We start from the raw sequence: 21,453 nt of genomic DNA, 5'->3' as shown, positions 1-21,453 counted from the left end.
AACCGCCATGCCAGAAACCAGCCGCAGAGGACTGCTCTTCGGCACCGCCGCCATCTCCGCGGGTGCCTTCCTCACCGCCTGTACCAGCAACGAGCCCGAGAAGAAGGAGCCGGCGGCCAACACCCAGCCCGCCGCCGACGACAAGCCCGGCACGCCCGTCACCATCGGCTTCGCCGGACCCCAGGCCGACCACGGCTGGCTCAACGCGATCAACGAGAACGCCAAGGCGCAGGCCGAGAAGTACTCGGAGGTGACGCTGGACATCACCGAGGGCTCCAACGACACCGCCGCCCAGATCGGCCAGGTCGAGACGCTGATCAACAAGAAGGTCGACGTCCTGGTGATCCTGCCGGCCGACGGCAAGGCGCTCACCCAGGTCGGGCTGAAGGCCATGCGCGCCGGTATCCCGGTCATCAACCTGGACCGTATCTTCGCGTCCCCGCAGGCCTACCGCTGCTGGGTCGGCGGCGACAACTACGGTATGGGCCTCAACGCCGGCAACTACATCGGCGAGAAGCTCAAGGACAAGCCGAACGCCACGGTCATCGAGCTGTCGGGACCCGACAGCCTGGAGCTGACCCAGCAGCGCACCCAGGGCTTCGACGACGCGCTGAAGAACTACCCGAACATCAAGAAGGTGGCCCGCCAGGCCGCCGACTTCACCGTCGAGTCGGGCCAGGCCAAGATGGCCCAGCTCCTCCAGGCGCAGTCCAGCTTCGACGCCCTCTGGAACCACGACGACGACCAGGGCGTGGGCGCGCTGCGCGCCATCGAGCAGGCGGGCCGCGACGGCTTCCTGATGGTCGGTGGCGCCGGTGCCAAGGCTGCCATGGACGCGATCAAGGCCGACGACAGCGTCCTCAAGGCGACGGTTCTCTATCCCCCCATCATGGCCGCGTCCGCCATCGACCTGGCCCGCGCGCTGGGTCAGAACAAGGGCGTCAGCGGGTTGTCCGGGCTGGAGATCCCCGCCCAGGTGACCCTGTTCTCGGCGGTCGTCGACAAGACGAACATCGACGACTACCTGCCTCAGGGCTTCAGCTGACCGGCCTGTTACCGGCCGCCCCCACCAGCGACAGACGAGGAGTACTCCGTATGACCCCCAGGGAAGCGTCGGAGAAAGAGGCCGGTGCGCCACCGACACTCGGTATCGGCATGGTCGGATACGCGTTCATGGGCGCCGCCCACTCACAGGGGTGGCGTACCGCGGGACATGTCTTCGATTTGCCGGTGCGCCCCGTGCTCGCCGCGATCTGCGGCCGTGACGAGGGCGCGGTACGGGCCGCCGCGGCGAAACACGGCTGGGCCGCCGCCGAGACCGACTGGCGCCGGCTCATCGAGCGCGACGATGTGCAGGTGGTCGACGTCTGCACACCCGGGGACAGCCATGCGGAGATCGCCATCGCCGCGCTGGAGGCGGGCAAGCACGTGCTGTGCGAGAAGCCCCTCGCCAACTCGGTGGCCGAGGCCGAGGCCATGGTCAGGGCCGCGGAGGCGGCGAGGGCACGCGGTCAGCTCGCCATGGTGGGCTTCAACTACCGCCGGGTGCCCGCCGTCGCGTACGCCAGGAAGCTGATCGAGGAGGGCCGGCTCGGCACCCTGCGCCATGTCCGGGTCACCTATCTCCAGGACTGGCTCGTCGATCCGGCGTTCCCGCTGACCTGGCGGCTCAACCGTGAGCAGGCGGGGTCCGGCGCGCTCGGCGATCTGGGAGCGCACATCATCGACCTCGCGCAGTTCCTGACGGGGGAACCGCTGGTCGGGGTGTCCGCGCTCGCGGAGACCTTTGTCAAGGAACGGCCGCTGGTCAGCGGGGTGTCGGCGGGGCTCTCCGCGACCGGCGGCGGCGAGGTCGGCCCGGTGACCGTGGACGACGCCGCGGTCTTCACGGGCCGGCTCGCCTCGGGCGCGCTGGCCTCCTTCGAGGCCAGCCGGATGGCGGCGGGACGCAAGAACGCGCTGCACCTGGAGATCAACGGCGAGCGCGGCTCGCTCGCCTTCGATCTGGAGCGGCTCAACGAACTGTCGTTCCACGACCACACCGAGCCCGCGCCCTCCTCCGGCTTCCGCCGGATCCTGGTCACGGAGCCGGAGCATCCCTATCTGGACGCGTGGTGGCCGCCGGGTCACGCGCTCGGCTACGAGCACACCTTTGTCCACCAGGCCCGCGATCTGGTCGAGGCGGTCGCCGCCGGAACCGATCCGGTGCCGTCCTTCGCGGACGGACTCCAGGTGCAGCGGGTGCTCGCGGCGGTCGAGGACAGCGCGGCGAAGAACGCGGTGTACACGCCGGTTCCGCAGCCGTAGGAACCGGCCGGGGCGACCGCACGGCAGACAGTGAAGACGTAGCAAGTACCAAGCGAAGGCACAGCACCTAGAGAAGGAGGTCCGAATGCCACGCCCGTTCACGCTGTTCACCGGCCAGTGGGCCGATCTGCCCCTGGAGGAGGTGTGCAGGCACGCCCGTGACTTCGGTTACGACGGTCTGGAACTCGCCTGCTGGGGAGACCACTTCGAGGTCGACAAGGCGCTCTCCGACCCCGGGTATCTGGACAGCCGCCACCAGCTCCTCGACAAGTACGGGCTGAAGTGCTGGGCGATCTCCAACCATCTCGTCGGCCAGGCCGTCTGCGACAACCCCATCGACGAGCGTCACCAGGGCATCCTGCCGTCCCGTATCTGGGGCGACGGCGAGCCCGAGGGGGTCAGGCAGCGCGCCGCCGCCGAGATCAAGGACACCGCCAGGGCCGCGGCGGCGTTCGGGGTCGACACGGTCATCGGCTTCACCGGCTCCTCGATCTGGCACCTCGTCGCGATGTTCCCGCCCGTACCGCCCGGCATGATCGAGCGGGGGTACGAGGACTTCGCGGAGCGGTGGAACCCGATCCTCGACGTCTTCGACGCCGAGGGCGTGCGGTTCGCCCATGAGGTCCATCCGAGCGAGATCGCGTACGACTACTGGACCACCAAGCGCGCGCTGGAAGCGGTCGGCAACCGGCCGGCGTTCGGGCTCAACTTCGACCCGAGCCACTTCGTCTGGCAGGACCTGGACCCGGTCAATTTCCTCTACGACTTCCGGGACCGGATCTACCACGTCGACTGCAAGGAGGCGCGCAAGCGCCTCGACGGCCGCAACGGCCGGCTCGGCTCGCATCTGCCCTGGGGCGACCCGCGGCGCGGCTGGGACTTCGTCTCGGCCGGCCACGGTGATGTCCCCTGGGAGGACGTCTTCCGGATGCTGCGGTCGATCGGCTACGAGGGTCCCATCTCGGTCGAGTGGGAGGACGCCGGCATGGACCGGCTGGCCGGCGCGCCCGAGGCCCTGAGGGATCTGAAGCGCTTCGACTTCGACGCGCCGACGGCCTCCTTCGACGCGGCCTTCGGAGGCGGCGAGTAGATCGGTGACCGAACTGGTCCACCGGGTCCGCCCGGCGGCCGGTTCGCCCTCGCCCGCCGGACGGGCCCACCTCGGCCCGTCCGGCGGTCGAACCGAAGAACGAGCCGCCCCCACCCCGGCCACCCCGGCCGCCCGGGTGCGGATTCGTTCCGGCCCCGCACGCCCGCCGGCGAGTGAGCCGAAGGGCGCGCCGCTGTCGAAAGGGAGAGCGCGCGCAGGGTCCCGAGGTACGAGGGACCCGAGCACGGTCGACCGTCGACAGTGGCATAGAGCGCCCGGAGGCGAACCGAGCCCCCCCAAAAAAGGTGCGGGCTCGGGCACTTCGGGCTGCCCTGAAGTCTTTGTCCTGAGGGAGGAAAAAGTACAACTTCTCCTCTGCGCAAGGTCTTTCGGTCCCGGACGAACACAGCTACGGTCCACTGAGATGTACAGGACATAGGTGGTCTCCGATGTGACGGCGCACGTCGGTGACACAGCCACCTCCCCCGGGGATCCGGTGCGGGACGAGCACCGCCCCCCAGAGGCGAGCGCGATCACATATGCGCGCTCCATTGGCAACCCGCACGTACGAACAGCCCATTGTGGAGGACTTTCGTGCACAGAAAACGCCCCAGAGCCAGAACCCTCCTCGCACTCCTGACGGGCGCCCTGCTCGCAGGTTCGAGCATCAGCGCCGTACCCGCCGCCGCGCACCCGGATCACCCGGTCGCGGAGGAAAGCTTTCAGCAGGTGACCCTCGCCAAGGGCGCCGACGAGGTGGGCGAGCCGATGTCGCTCGCCGTCCTGCCGGACCGGCAGGTGCTGCACACCTCGCGCGACGGCACACTGAGGATCACCGACGCCGGCGGAGACACCACCATCGCCGGCACGCTGGATGTCTACAACCATGACGAGGAAGGCCTCCAGGGCGTCGGGGTCGACCCCGACTTCGCCGAGAACCGCGCGATCTATCTCTTCTACGCGCCCAAGCTCAACACCCCCGCCGGTGACGCGCCCGAGAACGGCACGGCCGCCGACTTCGCCCCCTTCGACGGGTACAACCGCCTCTCGCGCTTCACGCTGAACGAGGACGGCACCCTCGACAAGGCGAGCGAGAAGAAGGTCCTCGACGTCGCCACCTCCCGCGGCACCTGCTGCCATGTCGGCGGAGACATCGCCTTCGACGCGGACGGCAATCTCTATCTGTCGACCGGTGACGACACCAACCCCTTCGCCTCCGACGGCTACACGCCGATCGACGAGCGCCCGGACCGCAACCCGGCGTTCGACGCGCAGCGCAGCTCGGGCAACACCAACGACCTGCGCGGCAAGGTCCTCCGTATCAAGGTCGCCGAGGACGGCTCGTACACCATCCCGGAGGGCAACCTCTTCGCCCCCGGCACCGAGAAGACCCGGCCCGAGATCTACGCGATGGGGTTCCGCAACCCCTTCCGTATCTCCGTGGACCAGAAGACCGGCATCGTCTACGTGGGTGACTACGGCCCCGACGCCGGCGCCGCGTCCGCGACCCGCGGCCCCGCCGGACAGGTGGAGTTCGCCCGGGTGACCGAGGCGGGCAACTTCGGCTGGCCGTACTGCACGGGCGACAACGACGCGTACATCGACTACAACTTCGCGACCCAGGCCTCCGGCGCCGCCTTCGACTGCGCGGCACCGAAGAACACCTCGCCGCACAACACCGGACTGACGGACCTTCCGCCGGCCCAGGCCGCGTGGATCCCGTACGACGGCGGCAGTGTGCCCGAGCTCGGCTCCGGCTCCGAGTCCCCGACGGGCGGTCCCGTCTACCGGTACGACGCCGATCTGGACTCGCCGGTGAAGTTCCCCGAGTCCTACGACGGCGACTTCTTCGCCGGTGAGTTCGGCCGCCAGTGGATCAAGCGGATCGAGCAGGGCGAGGACGGCACCGTCGAGTCGATCAACCCGTTCCCGTGGACCGGTACCCAGGTCATGGACATGGAGTTCGGCCCCGACGGCGCGCTCTACGTCCTCGACTACGGACTCTCCTGGTTCGGCGGTGACGAGCACTCGGCCGTCTACCGGATCGAGAACGCCACCGGCGGGCTGTCGCCCATCGCCGAGGCCACCGTCGACAAGACGTCCGGCAAGTCCCCGCTGACGGCGGTCTTCTCCTCCGCCGGCACCTCGGACCCCGACGGTGACGCCCTCACCTACGCGTGGGACTTCGGCGACGGAGGCACCTCCACCGAGGCCAACCCCACGTACACGTACAAGAAGAACGGCACCTACAGCGCACGGCTCACCGTCACCGACCCGACGGAGCGCACCGCGACCGCCTCCGTGCGGATCGTCGTCGGCAACACCGCGCCCGAGGTGGAGCTCGATCTGCCCGACGAGGGACACCTCTTCAACTTCGGTGACTCCATCCCGTTCAAGGTGAAGGTCAAGGACCGGGAGGACCGGGACAACGGACCGATCGACTGCTCCAAGGTCGTCGTCCGCTACATCCTGGGCCATGACAGCCACGGCCACCCGATCACCTCGGTCAACGGCTGCGAGGGTGTCATCACCGCGCCCGCCGACACCGAGCACGACCCCAACGCCAATATCTTCGGTGTCATCGACGCCGAGTACACCGACGGCGGAGGCGGCGGCCAGGCCCCGATCACCAGCCACGACCAGTCGCAGCTCCAGCCGCGCCACCGGCAGGCCGAGCACTTCAGCGCCTCCTCCGGCATCAGGACCTACGACAAGGCACCGGCCAACGGCGGCAAGACCGTCGGTGACATCGACGACGGCGACTGGATCTCCTTCACGCCGTACAACCTGAAGGGGTCCAAGACCCTGACCGCGCGGATCTCCTCCGGCGGCGCCGGCGGGTTCCTCGAAGTACGCACGGGTTCCGCCACCGGTGAGCTGCTGGGCTCCTCGCCCGTCCCGATCACCGGCGGCTGGGAGACCTTCCAGGACATCGACGTACCGCTGCGCTCCGTACCGAAGAAGACCACCGAGCTGTTCCTGGTCTTCAAGGGTGGTGTCGGCGGGGGTGCCCTCTTCGACCTGGACGACTTCGAGATCTCCACGGCCGAGGCGGGCAGGACCGAGAAGCGCGTTCTGGTCTTCTCCAGGACCGCAGGGTTCCGTCATGACTCGATCCCCGAGGGTGTCGCCGCGCTGAAGGAGCTGGGCGCGACCACCGGGATCAAGGTCGACGCCACCGAGACGGGCGCGCAGTTCACCACCAACAACCTGGCCCGCTACGACGCGGTGGTGTTCCTCTCCACCACCGGTGATGTCCTCAACGCCGACCAGCAGAAGGCGTTCGAGAACTATGTCGCCACCGGCGGCGGCTACATGGGCGTCCACGCGGCGGCCGACACCGAGTACGACTGGGCCTTCTACGGCGGTCTGGTGGGGGCGTACTTCACGTCCCACCCGCAGATCCAGCCGGCCACCGTACGCGTCGAGGACCACGACCACCCGTCGACCGCGCATCTGGACGACGAGTGGCAGCGCACCGACGAGTGGTACAACTACCGCACCAACCCGCGTGAGCAGGCACGGGTCCTCGCCACCCTGGACGAGACCACCTACCAGGGCGGCACGATGAAGGGCGATCACCCGATCGCCTGGTGCCAGACCTACGAGGGCGGCCGTGCCTTCTACACCGGTGGCGGCCACACCAAGGAGTCCTACGCGGACGCCGCCTTCCGCCAGCATCTCCTCGGCGGACTGCGGTACGCGGCCGGCCAGGTGAAGGCGGACTGCGAGCCGCAGACCGGCTACCGGGACCTCTTCAACGGAAAGACCCCGGAGGGCTGGAAGCAGGCCGGACCGGGCAAGTTCAACGTCGTGAACGGTGAACTGCGCTCCGAGGGCGGCATGGGTCTGCTCTGGTACCAGGCCAAGGAGCTGAAGTCCTACTCCCTGAAGCTGGACTGGAAGCTGGACGGGGACGACAACTCCGGTGTCTTCGTGGGCTTCCCGGCCTCCGACGACCCCTGGTCCGCGGTGGACAAGGGGTACGAGGTCCAGATCGACGCCACCGACACCCCTGACCGCACCACCGGCTCGGTCTACGGCTTCAAGTCGGCCGACCTCAAGGGCAGGGACCGGGTCCTGCGCCCGGCGGGGCAGTGGAACAGCTACGAGATCAGGGTCCAGGGTGAGCGTCTCCAGGTCTTCCTCAACGGAGCGAAGGTCAACGACTTCACCAACAAGGACCCGGAGCGCAGCCTCAAGGACGGCTACATCGGTCTGCAGAACCACGGCACTGACGACCAGGCGTCCTTCCGCAACATCCAGCTCAAGGAACTGCCGGCCTCCTAGGGACTCCTAGGACGGGCGGCCCGTCAGCCGGCGGCGGGCGGGGAGGCGCCGTACCCCCCGCCCGCCGTCCACCAACCACCACCACACCATCGGCAGGGAGGCAGCCCGTGATGACGAGCGGTACGGAATCGACTGCAGTACGCACCGGAGTCTGGTTCGTCGGAGCGCGCGGCTCCGTCGCCACGACGGCTGTCGCGGGATGCGCGGCGGTCACGGCGGGGCTCCATCCCGCGACCGGCATGGTCACCGAGACCGCGCCCTTCGCGGGGACGGGCCTTCCCGCCCTCTCCTCGCTCGTGTTCGGCGGTCATGACACGGCGAGCTGCCCGCTGCCCAAGCGGGCGGAGGAGCTGACCGTCGCGGGGGTGCTGCCGCACGGTCTGCCCGCCGCGATACACGCCGAACTGAGCGCCGCCGACCAGGAGATAAGGACCGGCGGCCCCCAGCCAGGGGACACCAGGAGCGACGAGGAACTCATCGCCGCCTTCGCCGACGACATCGCGGGCTTCGCCCGGCGTACGGGTGTCGCGCGGACGGTCGTCGTCAATGTGTCCTCCACCGAACCCACCCCGGCGCCGGGCGATCCGCGGCTGCCCGCCAGCTCGCTGTACGCGGCGGCGGCGGTGCGGGCCGGCTGCTCGTACGTCAACTTCACGCCGTCCACCGGGCTGCGTACCGAGGCCCTGACAGCGGCCGCCGAGGCCGGCGGACTTCCCCACGCCGGCCGCGACGGCAAGACAGGCCAGACGCTGCTCCGTTCCGTGCTCGCCCCGATGTTCGTGCAGCGCGCCCTGACCGTACGGGCCTGGTCGGGCACGAACCTGCTGGGCGGCGGGGACGGAGCGGCGCTGGCCGACCCGGGCGCGGCCGCGGCCAAGAACGCGGGCAAGGAGCGCGTACTCGCCGACACCCTGGGCACGGCGCCCGAGGGCGAGGTGCATATCGACGACGTGCCGGCGCTCGGCGACTGGAAGACGGCCTGGGACCATATCGCCTTCGACGGCTTCCTCGGCTCGCGGATGATCCTCCAGACGATCTGGCAGGGGTGCGACTCCGCGCTCGCGGCGCCCCTGGTGCTCGATCTGGCGCGGCTGGTGTCGCGCGCGCACGAGGCGGGACTGAGCGGTCCCCTGCCCGAGCTGGGCTTCTACTTCAAGGATCCGGACGGCGGACCGGCGGCGCTGGCCGAGCAGTTCGAGGCGCTGCTGGGGTTCGCCGACCGGCTGAGGGAGAGCCGGTGAGCCTGCGCGCCTGGGCGGAACTGCTGCGGGTGTCGGCCCTGTTCACGGTCCCGGGCGACGCCCTGGCCGGCGCGGCTGCCCTCGGCGTACGCCCCAACCGGGGTACGGCGCTGGCCGTGGGCGCGTCGCTCTGTCTCTACGAGGCGGGCATGGCGCTCAACGACTGGGCGGACCGCGACGAGGACGCCGTGGACCGCCCGCACCGCCCCATCCCGTCGGGCCGGATCACCCCGGCGGCGGCCCTGACGGCCGCCGCCGCCCTGACCGCCACAGGACTGACCCTCGCCGCCCGCGCGGGCCGCCCGTCCCTCGCGATCGGCACCGCCCTGGCCGCCGCCGTCTGGTCGTACGACCTCCATCTCAAACACACCCCGGCCGGCCCGCTGGCCATGGGCGCGGCGAGATCCCTGGATCTGCTCCTGGGCGCGACGGCGACCGCGCCCAGGACCCGCGCCCCACGGGCCACGCCCGCGCGCCCGACACCGCCGCCGGTCCACGGCCGCGGCCGGCCGGGCGGCGCGGGCGCCGTCCGTAAGGCGCTGCCCGCCGCGGCCGTGCTCGGGGCGCATACCGTCGGGGTCACCGTCGTGTCGCGCCAGGAGGCACAGGGCGGGTCCACCCTCGCGCCTCTCGCCGCGCTCATGGGGACCGCCGGGCTCGGGGTCCTGACCGGGCGGTGGCGCCGGGGCACCCCCGCCTCCGCCGGTTCCCTCGCCGCCGGGGGGCTCGCCGCCGTCTACGTCGGTACCGCCGGCCGTCCGCTGGCGCACGCCGCGCTCAACCCCTCCCCGCCTCTCACCCAGCGCGCCGTCGGAGGCGGGATCCGCGCGATGATCCCGCTCCAGGCGGCGCTCGCCGCACGCGGCGGGGCCGCCGGGACCGCGCTCGGAATCATGGGGCTCGTACCACTGGCACGGACGTTCGCACGGAAAGTGAGCCTCACATGAGTCTGCGTTTCGGATACGGCACCAACGGACTCACCGATCTCCGGCTCGACGACGCGCTCGGGCTCCTCGCCGATCTCGGCTACGACGGTGTGGGACTCACCCTCGACCATATGCATCTCGACCCCATGGCCCCCGATCTCGCCGCCCGCACCCAGCGTGTCGCCCGCCGGCTGGGGGAGCTGGGGCTCGGGGTCACCGTCGAGACCGGCGGGCGCTATGTGCTCGATCCGCGCCGCAAGCACGGCCCCACCCTGCTCGACCCGGACCCCGAGGGCCGCGCCGCCCGAACGGGGCTGCTGCTGACGGCCGTTCAGGTCGCCGCCGATCTCGGTGCGCACGCCGTGCACTGCTTCAGCGGGGTCACCCCGCCGGGCACCGACACCGACACCGCGTGGAAGCGGCTCGAAGAGGCGCTGACCCCCGTCGTCAACGCCGCCGAGCACGCCGACATCCCCCTCGCCGTCGAGCCCGAGCCCGGTCATCTCGTCCCGGACATCGCCGGTTTCCACCAGCTCAGACACCGGCTCGGCGACCCCGACCCGCTCGGCCTCACCCTCGACATAGGCCACTGCCAGTGTCTGGAGCCCGCCCCGCCCGTCGACTGCGTCCGCGAGGCCGCGCCCTGGCTGCGCCATGTGCAGATCGAGGACATGCGGCGCGGTGTCCATGAGCATCTGCCCTTCGGGGACGGCGAGATCGACTTCCCGCCGGTGCTCGCCGCGCTGGCCGCCACCGGCTACGAGGGCCTGACCGTCGTCGAACTGCCCCGCCACTCCCACGCGGGCCCCGAACTCGCCCGTACCTCCCTGGACTTCCTCCGTACGAAGGGAGCAGCAGCATGACCTCGGACCCGCCGCCCACCCGCGAGGACCCGCCACTCCGGCTCGACGGAGCCGCCGGGGCCTGGCTCGACGCGGCCCTCGCCGAAGCGGCGGAGGCCGCCGCGGACTCCGGACCCACGGAGGAGACGGAGGAGAGCGACAACGTTGCCGCCGCCCCCTGGGAGCTGCGCTTCGCCGCCGCCGGACGCCACTGCGGCCAGGAACACGCCGACTCCGTACGCGTCCTGCTCCTCCAGGAGGCCCGCGCCGGCCTCGCCACCCTCACCCGGCTCTACCACCAGGGCACCGCCGCCGAACGCCGCGCCGTACTGCTCGTCCTGCCCCACCGTGTCACAGGACCCGGCGCGCTGCCGCTGATCGAGGACGCCCTGCGGACCAATGACACCCGGCTGGTCGCCGCCGCCGTCGGTCCGTACGCCGCCGCCCACCTCGACCCCCACGCGTGGCGGCACGCCATCCTCAAGTGCCTCTTCACCGAAGTGCCCGTCGCCGCCGTCGACGGCCTGGCGAGACGCGCCCACGGAGACGCCGAACTGGCCCGTATGCTCGCCGACTTCGCGGCCGAGCGCACCGCGGCAGGCCGTCCCGTACCCGCCGACCTGCACCACGCGCTGAATCTGACCGGCGAGGAGTCCTGATGCGCATCTTCGACCCCCACATCCATATGACCTCCCGCACCACGGACGACTACCAGGCGATGTACGCCTCCGGCGTCCGCGCCCTGGTCGAGCCGTCCTTCTGGCTGGGCCAGCCCCGTACCTCACCCGCGAGCTTCTTCGACTACTTCGACGCGCTCCTCGGCTGGGAGCCGTTCCGCGCCGCCCAGTACGGCATCGCCCACCACTGCACGCTCGCCCTCAATCCCAAAGAGGCGAACGACCCTCGCTGCGCGCCCGTGCTGGACGCCCTGCCCCGCTATCTCGCCAAGGACGGTGTCGTCGCCGTCGGCGAGATCGGCTACGACTCCATGACCCCGGCCGAGGACACCGCGCTCGCCGCGCAGCTCCAGCTCGCCGCCGACCACGGGCTGCCCGCGCTGGTCCACACCCCGCACCGGGACAAGCTGTCGGGCCTGCGCCGCACCATCGACGTCGTACGGGAATCGGCCCTCGACCCGGAGTGGGTCCTGCTCGACCATCTCAACGAGACGACGGTCAAGGACGCGGCGGAGAGCGGGAGCTGGCTGGGCTTCTCCATCTACCCCGACACCAAGATGGACGAGGACCGTATGGTCACCGTCCTCAAGGCCCACGGCACCGAGAAGGTGCTCGTCAACTCGGCCGCGGACTGGGGCAAGAGCGACCCGCTCAAGACCCGCAAGGTCGCGGACGCGATGCTCGCCGCCGGTTTCGGCGAGGACGACGTCGATCAGGTCCTGTGGCGCAACCCCGTCGCCTTCTACGGGCTCAGCGGGAGACTCCAGCTCGACGTCCCCGCACCGGAGGCCCTCCACGAGGGCAACTCCATCCTCCGCGGCGGGGAGTGACCCCATGCGCTTCCGCCACCCCGACGGCACCACCGTCCATCTCTCCTACTGCACCAATGTCCACCCCGCCGAGAACCTCGAAGGCGTACTCGCCCAGCTGCGCGACCACTGCGAGCCGGTACGCAAACGGCTCGGCCGCGACCGTCTCGGTATCGGCCTCTGGCTCGCCAAGGGCGCGGCCCAGGCCCTGATCAACGACCCCGCCGCGCTGCGCGGACTCCGCGCCGAGCTGGACCGGCGCGGCCTCGAAGTCGTCACGCTCAACGGTTTCCCCTACGAGGGATTCGGCGCCGAAGAGGTCAAGTACCGCGTCTACAAGCCGGACTGGGCCGATCCGGAGCGGCTCGCCCACACCAGCGATCTGGCCAGGCTGCTGGCCTCGCTGCTGCCGGACGATGTCACCGAGGGCTCCGTCTCCACCCTCCCGCTCGCCTGGCGCACCGCCTTCGACGCCCCGGCGGCCCGCGCCTCCCGCACCGCGCTGACCACGCTCGCCGGACGGCTCGACGCGCTGGAGGACCTGACGGGCAAGTCCATCAGGATCGCCCTGGAGCCGGAGCCCGGCTGCACCGTCGAGACCACCGCCGACGCGATCGGCCCGCTCACGGAGATCGGCAGCGGCAGGATCGGCATCTGCATCGACACCTGCCATCTCGCCACCTCCTTCGAGGACCCGGCCACCGCCCTGGGCGCGCTGGAGGCCGCGGGCGTCGTCATCCCCAAGGCGCAGCTCTCCGCCGCCCTGCACGCCGAGAACCCGCATCTGCCGGAGGTACGGGAGGCACTCGGCGCGTTCGCCGAGCCCCGCTTCCTCCACCAGACCCGTACCCGCACCGCCGCCGGGCTGCGCGGCACCGACGATCTGGACGAGGCACTCGGCGGCGAGACACTGCCCGACGGAGCCCCCTGGCGCGCGCACTTCCATGTCCCGCTGCACGCGCCGCCCGCCCCGCCGCTCACCTCCACGCTTCCGGTGCTCCAGGACACCCTCACCCGGCTGATCGGCGGCGCCGTGCCGAAGACCCGCCATCTGGAGGTCGAGACCTATACCTGGCAGGCGCTCCCGGCCGAGCTGCGTCCCCGCTCGCGCGGACAGCTCGCCGAGGGGATCGCCGCCGAACTCACCCTGGCCCGCGACCTGCTGGTCGACCTCGGCCTGAAGGAGCTGCCATGACCGAGACCCCGGCCGCGTCGCCGGCCGAGATCCCCGCCGAAGCCCCGGCCCCCGCCCCGGCCCCCACCCCGGCTACGGACCCCGCCCCGGCCCCGGCCCCCGCGGCGGAGCCGGCCGTGTCGCCGACTCCCCTTCTGGTCCTGGATGTCGTCGGGCTCACGCCCCAGCTGCTCGCGCATATGCCGAACCTGCGCAAGCTGGCCGGTTCCGGCTCCCAGGCCCCGCTGAGTACGGTGCTGCCCGCCGTCACCTGCAGCGCGCAGTCCACCTTCCTCACCGGAACCCTCCCCGCCGAGCACGGCATCGTCGGCAACGGCTGGTACTTCCGCGAGCTGGGCGACGTACTGCTCTGGCGCCAGCACAACGGTCTGGTCTCCGGCGACAAGCTCTGGGACGCCGCCCGCCGGGTCCACCCCGGCTATACGGTCGCCAACATCTGCTGGTGGTACGCGATGGGCGCGGACACCGACTACACCGTCACCCCGCGCCCCGTCTACTACGCCGACGGCCGCAAGGAACCCGACTGCTACACCCGTCCGCCGGCGCTGCACGACGAACTCACCGAGAAGTTCGGCACGTTCCCCCTCTTCCACTTCTGGGGCCCCGGCGCCGACATCGTCTCCTCCCAGTGGATCATCGACGCCACGCGTCACATCATCCGCACCCGCACCCCCGATCTGGCGCTCTGCTATCTGCCGCATCTCGACTACGACCTCCAGCGTTTCGGTCCCGACGACCCCCGCTCCCACCGGGCGGCGGCCGAGCTGGACACCGCCATGGCCCCGCTCCTCGACGACGCCAGGGACGAGGGCCGTACCGTCGTCGCGCTCTCCGAGTACGGCATCACCCGGGTCTCCCGGGCCGTCGACATCAACCGGGCACTGCGCAGGGCCGGGCTGCTGGAGGTCCACACCCAGGACGGCATGGAGTATCTCGACCCGATGGCCTCCCGGGCCTTCGCCGTCTCGGACCACCAGCTCGCCCATGTCTATGTACGCCGCCCGGAGGATCTCGACGCCACCCGTGAGGCGCTCCAGGACCTGCCCGGGATCGACGAGATCCTGGACGACGAGGGCAAGAAGGCGCACGGTCTCGACCACCCGCGCTCGGGCGAGCTGGTCGCCATCGCCGAACCCGACGCGTGGTTCACGTACTACTACTGGCTCGACGACGACCGGGCGCCCGACTTCGCCCAGCTCGTCGAGATCCACCGCAAGCCGGGGTACGACCCCGTCGAGCTGTTCATGGACCCGCTCGACCCGTATGTACGTCTCAAGGCGGCCAAGGCGATCGCCCGCAAGAAGCTGGGTATGCGCTACCGCCTCGCGGTCGTGCCCCTCGATCCCTCACCGATCCGCGGCAGCCATGGCCGCCTCCCCCGGAGCGACGACGAAGGTCCGCTCATCCTCTGCTCCACCCCCCGTGCCGTCGATGGCCGTGTCGCGGCCACCGATGTGAAGTCGCTCCTCCTCCACCTTGCCGGACTGCACTGACACCCCACTGACAGAAGGAGTTCCGCAATGAGCCGCAAGAAGTCAGCCGACCCCGAGCTCGCGCAGAAGCTCAGCAGACGCTCCATGCTCGGGGTCGCGGCCGGCGCCACCGCCGCCGCCGTCCTCGGCGCCGCGGCCACCCCGGCCGCCGCGCACGGCAAGGGACACGGACACGGTCACGGTCATGGGCACGGACCCGGCAAGGGACAGCCCGTCCTGCCCACCGGCCGACTCGGCGTCCAGCTCTACTCACTGCGCGACAAGGTCTCCACCATCGGCTTCGCCAAGGTCTTCGACGAGCTGGAACGCTTCGGCTACGACGAGATCGAATTCGCCGGCTACACCCAGGGCTCCGCCGGGGAGATCACACTGGCCCAGCTCAAGCGGCTGGCCAGGGACCACGGGCTCAAGCCCATCGGCAGCCATGTCAACTACTACGACGACAACAACCCCGGCGCCTACAGCTTCGCCCAGAACCTCGAACAGGTCCTGGACGACGCCCAGGCCCTCGGTCTCGAACATGTGGGGACGGCCTCGGGACCGTTCCGCTACGGCTCCACCGTGGACGCCTGGAAGCGGGCCGCCGAGGACTTCAACACCTACGGCGCGGCGGCCAGGCGACGGGGGCTGAAGTTCTACCAGCACAACCACGCGGAGGAGTTCTCCTTCGCCACCGACCAGCCGAACGTCCGCCTCTACGACGTCCTGCTGGCCGAGACCGACCCCGATCTGGTCTTTCTGGAGATGGACATCTACTGGGCCTTCGCGGGCCAGTTCCGCTTCAGCAAGACCCCGGAGGGCAAGCCCGCCCCCTTCGACCCGCTGCGCTATGTGCTCAAGCAGCCCGACCGCTACCCGCTCTTCCATGTCAAGGACGGCATCGAGGACATCGCCGCCCGCGACGGGTACCGGATGGTGGACGTCGGTGACGGCGACATCGACTACCAGCGCTTCATATCGGCGGTGAACAAGACCCGCGGTGGCCGCCGTGACCACCACTGGCAGGTCGAGCACGACCAGCCGGTGGACTCGATCGCCTTCGCCCGCAAGTCCGCCGCGCATCTGCACTCGCTGCGCGAACGGCGGTAATCCGTACCCCCCGCGGGACGGGCAAGAGCGACGGCCCCCCGCGCGGCTTCGAAGGAAGCCGCGCGGGGGGCCGTCTGTGTGATGACGCCCGCCCCCGCCGGGTCAGGCGGGCGCCTCACCCGGCGCGCGCGTACGCGCCCACGGCAGTACGACCGTCCTTCGCCCGCGTTCCGGACCGCCGGGCTGCCGCAGTACCAGTGAGAGTCCCGCGGCGATCAGCGAGACCACACCGGACGCCACGTACGCGCCGACGAAGCCCCACGAGGCCACCACGACCGCCCCGAGACCACCGCCGAACAGACCGCTGACCAGCTTGGCGCTGTAGACCATGCCGTAGTTCGAGGCGTTGTTGTTCTCCCCGAAGTAGTCGGGAACCAGCGCCGCGAACAGCGGATAGAACGCACCGCCGCCGAAGCCGGACAGGAAGGCGAAGACCAGGAACAGTGTCTGGTTGCGGATCTCGCCCGCCCACAGCACACCGAACTGGGCCACGGCCAGGGTCAGACACACATAGGTCAGCGTGGCCTGCCGGCCCAGCTTGTCCGACAGCCAGCCCACCACACCGCGCCCGGTGCCGTTGATCACCGACATCACACCCATGGACGACGCCGCGATGAGCGGGCCGAAGCCCATCTCCTTCGCGAACGGCACCTGGAACGAGATACCGAAGATCGACACCCCGGCGCAGCAGAGCATGCAGAGCCACATCAGTGGCACCACACCCGTCCTCAGCGCCTCCTTCGGCGTGAACTGCCGTACCGCGGGAGGGTTCTTGGCGAGAGCCCTCCCGGTCTTCGAATCACCGGCGATATTGAGCGGATCCACCTCCTCCGGCCACCAGTTCTTCGGCGGATCCTTGAAGAACAGGCCCGAGACCAGCGTCAGCACCAGGACGTAGATCCCCACCAGGTCGAGCACCGTGTGGTAGTTCGAGGTGTCGAAACCGTAGGTGAAGAGGAAGATGAACGGCACGGCGCCATAGGCGAACGCCCCGTTCACCAGCCCGGTTTTGCCGCCCCTGCGCTCCGGATACCACTTGCCGACCATATTCACGCAGGTCGAGTAGATCAGTCCGGAGCCGAGCCCGCCCAGCAGGCCGAAACCCACCAGCGCGAGCCAGATGTTCGGCGCGTGACTGAGGCTGACGAACCCCACCAGCGAGAAGAACGAGCCGATGAGCATGGCCGCCCTGCTCTTGAGGATGCCCTTCTCCCGCAGCCGGCCGGCCGGGAAGGAGACAGCGGCCTGGAAGAAGATCCAGACGCTGAGCACCCAGAAGGTGTTCGTCGAACTCCAGTGATGAGCCTTGGACAGGGTCTCCTCCGCAGCCCCGAAGGCGTACTCGAAGACGCTGATGGCGAGCATGGCGAGCCAGGGCAGCGCCACCATCGTCCAGCGGGGGAGGCCGAGGATCTGCCGGTCGGATTCACCGATCCGGTAGACACGGCCACGTGCGTCGGTGATTTCGCGGTAGTCCGCGCCGGCCGGAGCCGGCGCGGACGTACCGGAGAGAGGTTGTGCTGTCATGTCAGGCGATCTCCCGACCGATCGGGTTGGGGTTGGGCTGGATCTTCTTGTGACTCGGCCTTCCTGGCGCCTTGAGGAACAGGGCCAGTACCGCTGATGCGAGGCCGATGCTGCCGGCGATGACGAACGCGCCCTCGTAGTCCCAGGCGGCCACCACCACGGCTCCCATACCGGAGCCGACCAGGCCGGATATCAGCTTGGAGCTGTAGACCATGCCGTAGTTGGAAGCGTTGTTGTTCTCTCCGAAGTAGTCCGCCGTCATCGCCGCGAAGAGCGGGAAGATCGCGCCGCCGCCGAAGCCGGAGACCATCGAGCAGAAGAGGAAGAACGGCATGCTTCCCATGGAGCCGGAGACGAGCACACCGAACTGCGCGCTGCCCAGGACCAGACAGACGAAGATCAGTGTGTTACGGCGTCCGTACCGGTCGGAGATCCAGCCGATGACACCGCGTCCCGTACCGTTCACGATCGCCTTGAGCGACATCGCGGTTGCCACGATCCCGCCCGCGAAGCCCATGTCCTTGCCGAAGGGGACCTGGAAGGCGATACCGAAGATGTTGATGCCGGCCGTGCACAGCAGGCAGAACCACATCATCCACAGCACGGGCGTCCGTGCCGCTTCCTTCGGTGTGTACTGCTTCAGCGCCGGCGGGTTCTTCTCCAGCGCACGCCGGATACGGGGGTCCTCCGACGTCTTCAGCGGGTCCGCTCCCGTGGGCCACCAGTACTTCGGCGGGTCCTTGAAGAACCAGCCGGCGACGGCGACGACCAGGCAGCAGATGACACCGACAGCCACCAGAACGGTCTGGTAGTTGCTCAGGTCCATGTACGAGGTGAAGAGGAAGACGAAGGGCACGGAGCCGTAGGCGAAACCGCCGTTGACGAGGCCGGTCTTGCCTCCCTTCCGCTCCGGATACCACTTGCCGACCATGTTCACACAGGTGGCATAGACCAGACCGGCGCCTATACCGCTGAACATTCCGAAGCCTATGTACGCCACGATCACATGCGGCGCGTAGGCCAGGGAGAGATAGCCCAGGACCGTACCCAGTGCGCCGAGCATCATGGCGTACCGGGCGGGCAGCTTGCCGCTCTCACGGAGCTGCCCCGCGGGGAAGGCCACGGCCGCCTGGAAGAAGATCCAGACGCCCATGAGCCAGAAGATGTGCCCGCTGCTCCACAGGTGTGCTTCGTGCAGAGTGTCCTCCGCCGAGGTGAACGCGTACTCGGACGAGCTGATGCCCATCATCCCCATCCAGGGGAAGAGCACCATCGTCCATCGGGGACGGCCCATGATGTCCCGGTCGGTCTCACCGATCCGGTACACACGGCCATTCCCGTCCGTCACCTCCTTGAAGGGGACGGATGTCGAGATTTCGGTAGTTGTCATGTGGTGTTGCACCCCTTGCATCGAAAGAGCTGGCCAGCGCCCCCTGTCCAAAACCTTTCGTGCTGCCCCGGGCGGGCTAGGTCATCGGTAACCTCCCAACCACCTGACCGGTGTGCTGTTCCGACGGTGCGCCAGGAGTGCGGAGCTGACGGTGTCTCGAAAAAACCCCGCGGTCCCGGCCCACTGGTTGTGTTGTCCCGGGTGCAACCCCCGGACCTCCGGCGGTCCCGGGCACGAACCCCGGTCCACCGGACGACTGTGTGTGCTGACGGTGTGTCATATCAGCGAATGCGGTGTGCGTGCGGGGCATCACGGGCGCCCCGGCCGTTTTGGTGTGTCGGCGGCGTGTCACAGCAACCCCGCAGCCCTGGCCCACCGGCCGTGTTGTCCCGGGTGCGACCCCCGGACCCCCGGCCGTTTCGGTGTGTCGGCGGCGTGTCACAGCAACCCCGCAGCCCTGGCCCACCGGTACTTCGCACCGAGCGCGGCGACCGGTTTCTCCGTGGTGTACGGGTAGGCCACCACCCCGCGCTCGAAGAGGTACTGGCACGCCTCCTCGACCTCCACATCGCCCGCCAGTGACGCCACCACGGGCTTCTGGACGCCCTGTGCCCGGAACTCCGCCACGACCCGCGCCGTGAGTTCCGCGAAGACCATCGGCGGGGTGACGATCGTGTGCCAGTACCCCAGCACCAGCGCGTGGATCCGCGGATCCGCCAGCCCCAGCCTGATCGTCGCCTCGTAGGTGGAGGGAGGCTCACCACCGGTGATGTCCACCGGGTTGCCGGCCGACCCGAAGGGCGGGATGAAGGCGCGGAACGCCGCGTCCAGATCCGGCGGGATCTCCATCAGCGACAGACCGTTGTCGACGATGGCGTCCGAGAGGAGCACACCGGAGCCGCCCGCACCCGTGATGACCACGACATTGCCGCCCCGCGGGGTGGGCAGCACGGGCAGCGCCCGCGCGTACTCCAGCATCTCGTTCAGCCCCGGCGCCCGGATGACACCGGCCTGCCGCAGGATGTCGTCGTACACCGTGTCGTCACCGGCGAGCGCGCCGGTGTGCGATCCCGCCGCCCTCGCCCCCGCCGCCGTACGCCCCGCCTTGAGGACCACCACCGGCTTCTTCGGTACGGTCGCGCGCGCCGCTTCCACGAAGGCGCGCCCGTCCTTGAGGTCCTCCAGATGCATCGCGACGCATTCCGTGTCGGGGTCCTCGCCGAACCAGGTCAGCAGATCGTCCTCGTCGAGGTCCGACTTGTTGCCGAGGCCGACGATGGCCGAGACGCCCGTCCTGGTGGTCCTGGCGAAACCCAGGATCGCCATGCCGATACCGCCGGACTGCGAGGTCAGCGCCACGCCGCCCTTGACGTCGTACGGTGTGCAGAAGGTGGCGCAGAGATCGTGCCAGGTGGAGTAGTAGCCGTAGATGTTCGGCCCCAGCAGCCGTACGCCGTACTCCTCGCCGATGGACACGATCCGGTCCTGGAGTTCGTGCTCGCCGCTCTCGGCGAAGCCGGACGGGATCAGCACGGCGTTCGGTATGCCCTTGCGGCCCACTTCCTCCAGCGCCGCGGGGACGAGCTTCGCGGGGATCGCGAAGACCGCCACATCGGGCTCACCAGGCACATCCATCACGCTCTTGTACGCCTTACGGCCGAGTATGTCATCGGCTTTGGGGTTCACCGGATGGATCTCGCCCGGGAAACCGCCGTCGATCAGATTGCGCATGACCGAGTTGCCGATCTTGCCCGGCTCGCCGGAGGCACCGATCACCGCGACCGAGGCGGGCTTCATCAGCCGCCCCATGGAGGTGAGGATCTCCTCCCGGGTGTACGTACGCCGTACGGCCGGGACCTCGCCGGTCAGCAGGATCCGTACGTCGGCGGCCATCACCCCGCTCTCGGACGCGAACACCGGGTTGAGGTCGACCTCCGCGATCTCGGGGAAGTCGGCAGCCAGTTGTGACACCTTGACCACCAGCCCGGCCAGCGCCTCCCGGTCCACGGCCGCGCCGCCGCGCACCCCGCGCAGGATCTCCGCGGCGCGGATCCCGTCCAGCATCGACAGCGCGTCGTCCCCGGTCGCCGGCGCGAGCCGAAAAGTGACATCCTTGAGGACCTCCACCAGGACCCCGCCGAGACCGAAGGCCACGATCTTGCCGAAGGTCGGGTCGGTGACGGTACCGATCAGTACCTCCGTACCGGCCGGCACCATCTGCTGGACCTGGACGCCGAGGATCCGCGCCTTCGGGTCGTAGGCCCGGACATTGGTGACGATCGACAGAAAGGCCCCGCGTACCTCCGCGTGCGAATTCAGGCCGATCCTCACCCCGCCCGCTTCCGTCTTGTGCGGGACCTCGGGAGAGACGATCTTCAGTGCGACCGGGAAACCGATCCGGTCCGCGAGTGCCACGGCGTCGTCGACGGTCTCGGCGAGAGCCTCGGCCGGGGTGGGAATGCCGTACGCGTCGGTGACGGCCTTCCCCTCGGGAGCGGTCAGGGCCGTACGGCCTTCGGCGAGCGCGGCGTCCAGGACCGCCCGTACGGCCTGCTGATTCGGTTCCGTGCTGTCCAC

Annotated in this window: 15 protein-coding genes; 12 read left to right on the top strand and 3 right to left on the bottom strand. The window is 69.7% G+C overall.

What is annotated here, in order from left to right:
* Positions 1-7: 7 nt before the first annotated feature.
* The 12 genes from OG214_RS07805 to OG214_RS07750 all read left to right on the top strand — a co-directional run bounded on the left by OG214_RS07805 (position 8) and on the right by OG214_RS07750 (position 15,959).
* Positions 8-1,045 (top strand): substrate-binding domain-containing protein, encoded by a 1,038-nt coding sequence (locus OG214_RS07805; protein ID WP_405984303.1) that lies wholly within the window; start codon positions 8-10, stop codon positions 1,043-1,045.
* A 50-nt stretch (positions 1,046-1,095) separates the two neighbouring features.
* Positions 1,096-2,307 carry a Gfo/Idh/MocA family protein gene (locus tag OG214_RS07800; RefSeq protein ID WP_382851797.1) on the top strand — a complete coding sequence of 404 codons (1,212 nt, stop codon included), beginning with the start codon at positions 1,096-1,098 and terminating at the stop codon, positions 2,305-2,307.
* 85 nt (positions 2,308-2,392) lie between these two features.
* Entirely contained in the window at positions 2,393-3,397 is a 1,005-nt protein-coding gene (locus tag OG214_RS07795) for a sugar phosphate isomerase/epimerase family protein (RefSeq protein ID WP_365901606.1), read from the top strand.
* A 594-nt stretch (positions 3,398-3,991) separates the two neighbouring features.
* Positions 3,992-7,687: a ThuA domain-containing protein gene (locus OG214_RS07790; protein WP_405984302.1), complete on the top strand. Its 3,696-nt coding sequence runs from the start codon at positions 3,992-3,994 to the stop codon at positions 7,685-7,687.
* A 110-nt stretch (positions 7,688-7,797) separates the two neighbouring features.
* Positions 7,798-8,928 carry an inositol-3-phosphate synthase gene (locus OG214_RS07785; protein ID WP_363085578.1) on the top strand — a complete coding sequence of 377 codons (1,131 nt, stop codon included), beginning with the start codon at positions 7,798-7,800 and terminating at the stop codon, positions 8,926-8,928.
* Positions 8,925-9,875 carry an SCO3242 family prenyltransferase gene (locus tag OG214_RS07780; protein WP_405984301.1) on the top strand — a complete coding sequence of 317 codons (951 nt, stop codon included), beginning with the start codon at positions 8,925-8,927 and terminating at the stop codon, positions 9,873-9,875. The genes OG214_RS07785 and OG214_RS07780 overlap by 4 nt, the downstream gene beginning before the upstream one ends.
* Complete coding sequence (locus tag OG214_RS07775; RefSeq protein WP_363085519.1) at positions 9,872-10,717, top strand: sugar phosphate isomerase/epimerase family protein; 846 nt, start codon at positions 9,872-9,874, stop codon at positions 10,715-10,717. The genes OG214_RS07780 and OG214_RS07775 overlap by 4 nt, the downstream gene beginning before the upstream one ends.
* Positions 10,714-11,355: an EboA domain-containing protein gene (locus OG214_RS07770; RefSeq protein ID WP_405984300.1), complete on the top strand. Its 642-nt coding sequence runs from the start codon at positions 10,714-10,716 to the stop codon at positions 11,353-11,355. The genes OG214_RS07775 and OG214_RS07770 overlap by 4 nt, the downstream gene beginning before the upstream one ends.
* Positions 11,355-12,203 carry a TatD family hydrolase gene (locus OG214_RS07765; protein ID WP_363085521.1) on the top strand — a complete coding sequence of 283 codons (849 nt, stop codon included), beginning with the start codon at positions 11,355-11,357 and terminating at the stop codon, positions 12,201-12,203. The genes OG214_RS07770 and OG214_RS07765 overlap by 1 nt, the downstream gene beginning before the upstream one ends.
* A gap of 4 nt (positions 12,204-12,207) precedes the next feature.
* Positions 12,208-13,377: a metabolite traffic protein EboE gene (gene eboE, locus OG214_RS07760; protein ID WP_405984299.1), complete on the top strand. Its 1,170-nt coding sequence runs from the start codon at positions 12,208-12,210 to the stop codon at positions 13,375-13,377.
* Entirely contained in the window at positions 13,374-14,870 is a 1,497-nt protein-coding gene (locus tag OG214_RS07755) for a nucleotide pyrophosphatase/phosphodiesterase family protein (protein ID WP_405984298.1), read from the top strand. The genes eboE and OG214_RS07755 overlap by 4 nt, the downstream gene beginning before the upstream one ends.
* A 27-nt stretch (positions 14,871-14,897) precedes the next feature.
* On the top strand, positions 14,898-15,959 hold the full coding sequence (locus tag OG214_RS07750) for a sugar phosphate isomerase/epimerase family protein (RefSeq protein WP_405984297.1): 1,062 nt from the start codon (positions 14,898-14,900) through the stop codon (positions 15,957-15,959).
* Between the two features lie 102 nt (positions 15,960-16,061).
* On the opposite strand, the gene OG214_RS07745 is transcribed toward OG214_RS07750, so the two are convergent.
* The 3 genes from OG214_RS07745 to OG214_RS07735 all read right to left on the bottom strand — a co-directional run bounded on the left by OG214_RS07745 (position 16,062) and on the right by OG214_RS07735 (position 21,453).
* A complete protein-coding gene (locus OG214_RS07745; RefSeq protein WP_405984296.1) occupies positions 16,062-17,486 on the bottom strand; it encodes an OFA family MFS transporter in 1,425 nt (474 codons plus the stop codon).
* A gap of 1 nt (position 17,487) precedes the next feature.
* Complete coding sequence (locus OG214_RS07740; protein WP_405984295.1) at positions 17,488-18,876, bottom strand: OFA family MFS transporter; 1,389 nt, start codon at positions 18,874-18,876, stop codon at positions 17,488-17,490.
* 438 nt (positions 18,877-19,314) lie between these two features.
* Positions 19,315-21,453, bottom strand: a complete 2,139-nt coding sequence (locus OG214_RS07735) for an acetate--CoA ligase family protein (RefSeq protein ID WP_405984294.1) — start codon at positions 21,451-21,453, stop codon at positions 19,315-19,317.

The sequence above is a fragment of the Streptomyces sp. NBC_00872 genome (genome assembly GCF_045161915.1).
Classification (GTDB): Bacteria; Actinomycetota; Actinomycetes; order Streptomycetales; family Streptomycetaceae; genus Streptomyces.
The sequence above is the reverse complement of the archived record's forward strand: the minus strand, read 5'-3'. Positions and strand labels throughout refer to the sequence as shown.

What these genes read in the sequence shown, in the direction of transcription:
- OG214_RS07750 (WP_405984297.1), top strand. Translation starts at nt 14,898, where the DNA reads ATGAGCCGCAAGAAGTCAGCCGACCCCGAGCTCGCGCAGAAGCTCAGC.
- OG214_RS07765 (WP_363085521.1), top strand. Translation starts at nt 11,355, where the DNA reads ATGCGCATCTTCGACCCCCACATCCATATGACCTCCCGCACCACGGAC.
- OG214_RS07805 (WP_405984303.1), top strand. Translation starts at nt 8, where the DNA reads ATGCCAGAAACCAGCCGCAGAGGACTGCTCTTCGGCACCGCCGCCATC.
- OG214_RS07770 (WP_405984300.1), top strand. Translation starts at nt 10,714, where the DNA reads ATGACCTCGGACCCGCCGCCCACCCGCGAGGACCCGCCACTCCGGCTC.
- OG214_RS07775 (WP_363085519.1), top strand. Translation starts at nt 9,872, where the DNA reads ATGAGTCTGCGTTTCGGATACGGCACCAACGGACTCACCGATCTCCGG.
- OG214_RS07785 (WP_363085578.1), top strand. Translation starts at nt 7,798, where the DNA reads ATGACGAGCGGTACGGAATCGACTGCAGTACGCACCGGAGTCTGGTTC.
- OG214_RS07745 (WP_405984296.1), bottom strand. Translation starts at nt 17,486, where the DNA reads ATGACAGCACAACCTCTCTCCGGTACGTCCGCGCCGGCTCCGGCCGGC.
- eboE (WP_405984299.1), top strand. Translation starts at nt 12,208, where the DNA reads ATGCGCTTCCGCCACCCCGACGGCACCACCGTCCATCTCTCCTACTGC.
- OG214_RS07740 (WP_405984295.1), bottom strand. Translation starts at nt 18,876, where the DNA reads ATGACAACTACCGAAATCTCGACATCCGTCCCCTTCAAGGAGGTGACG.
- OG214_RS07795 (WP_365901606.1), top strand. Translation starts at nt 2,393, where the DNA reads ATGCCACGCCCGTTCACGCTGTTCACCGGCCAGTGGGCCGATCTGCCC.
- OG214_RS07800 (WP_382851797.1), top strand. Translation starts at nt 1,096, where the DNA reads ATGACCCCCAGGGAAGCGTCGGAGAAAGAGGCCGGTGCGCCACCGACA.
- OG214_RS07755 (WP_405984298.1), top strand. Translation starts at nt 13,374, where the DNA reads ATGACCGAGACCCCGGCCGCGTCGCCGGCCGAGATCCCCGCCGAAGCC.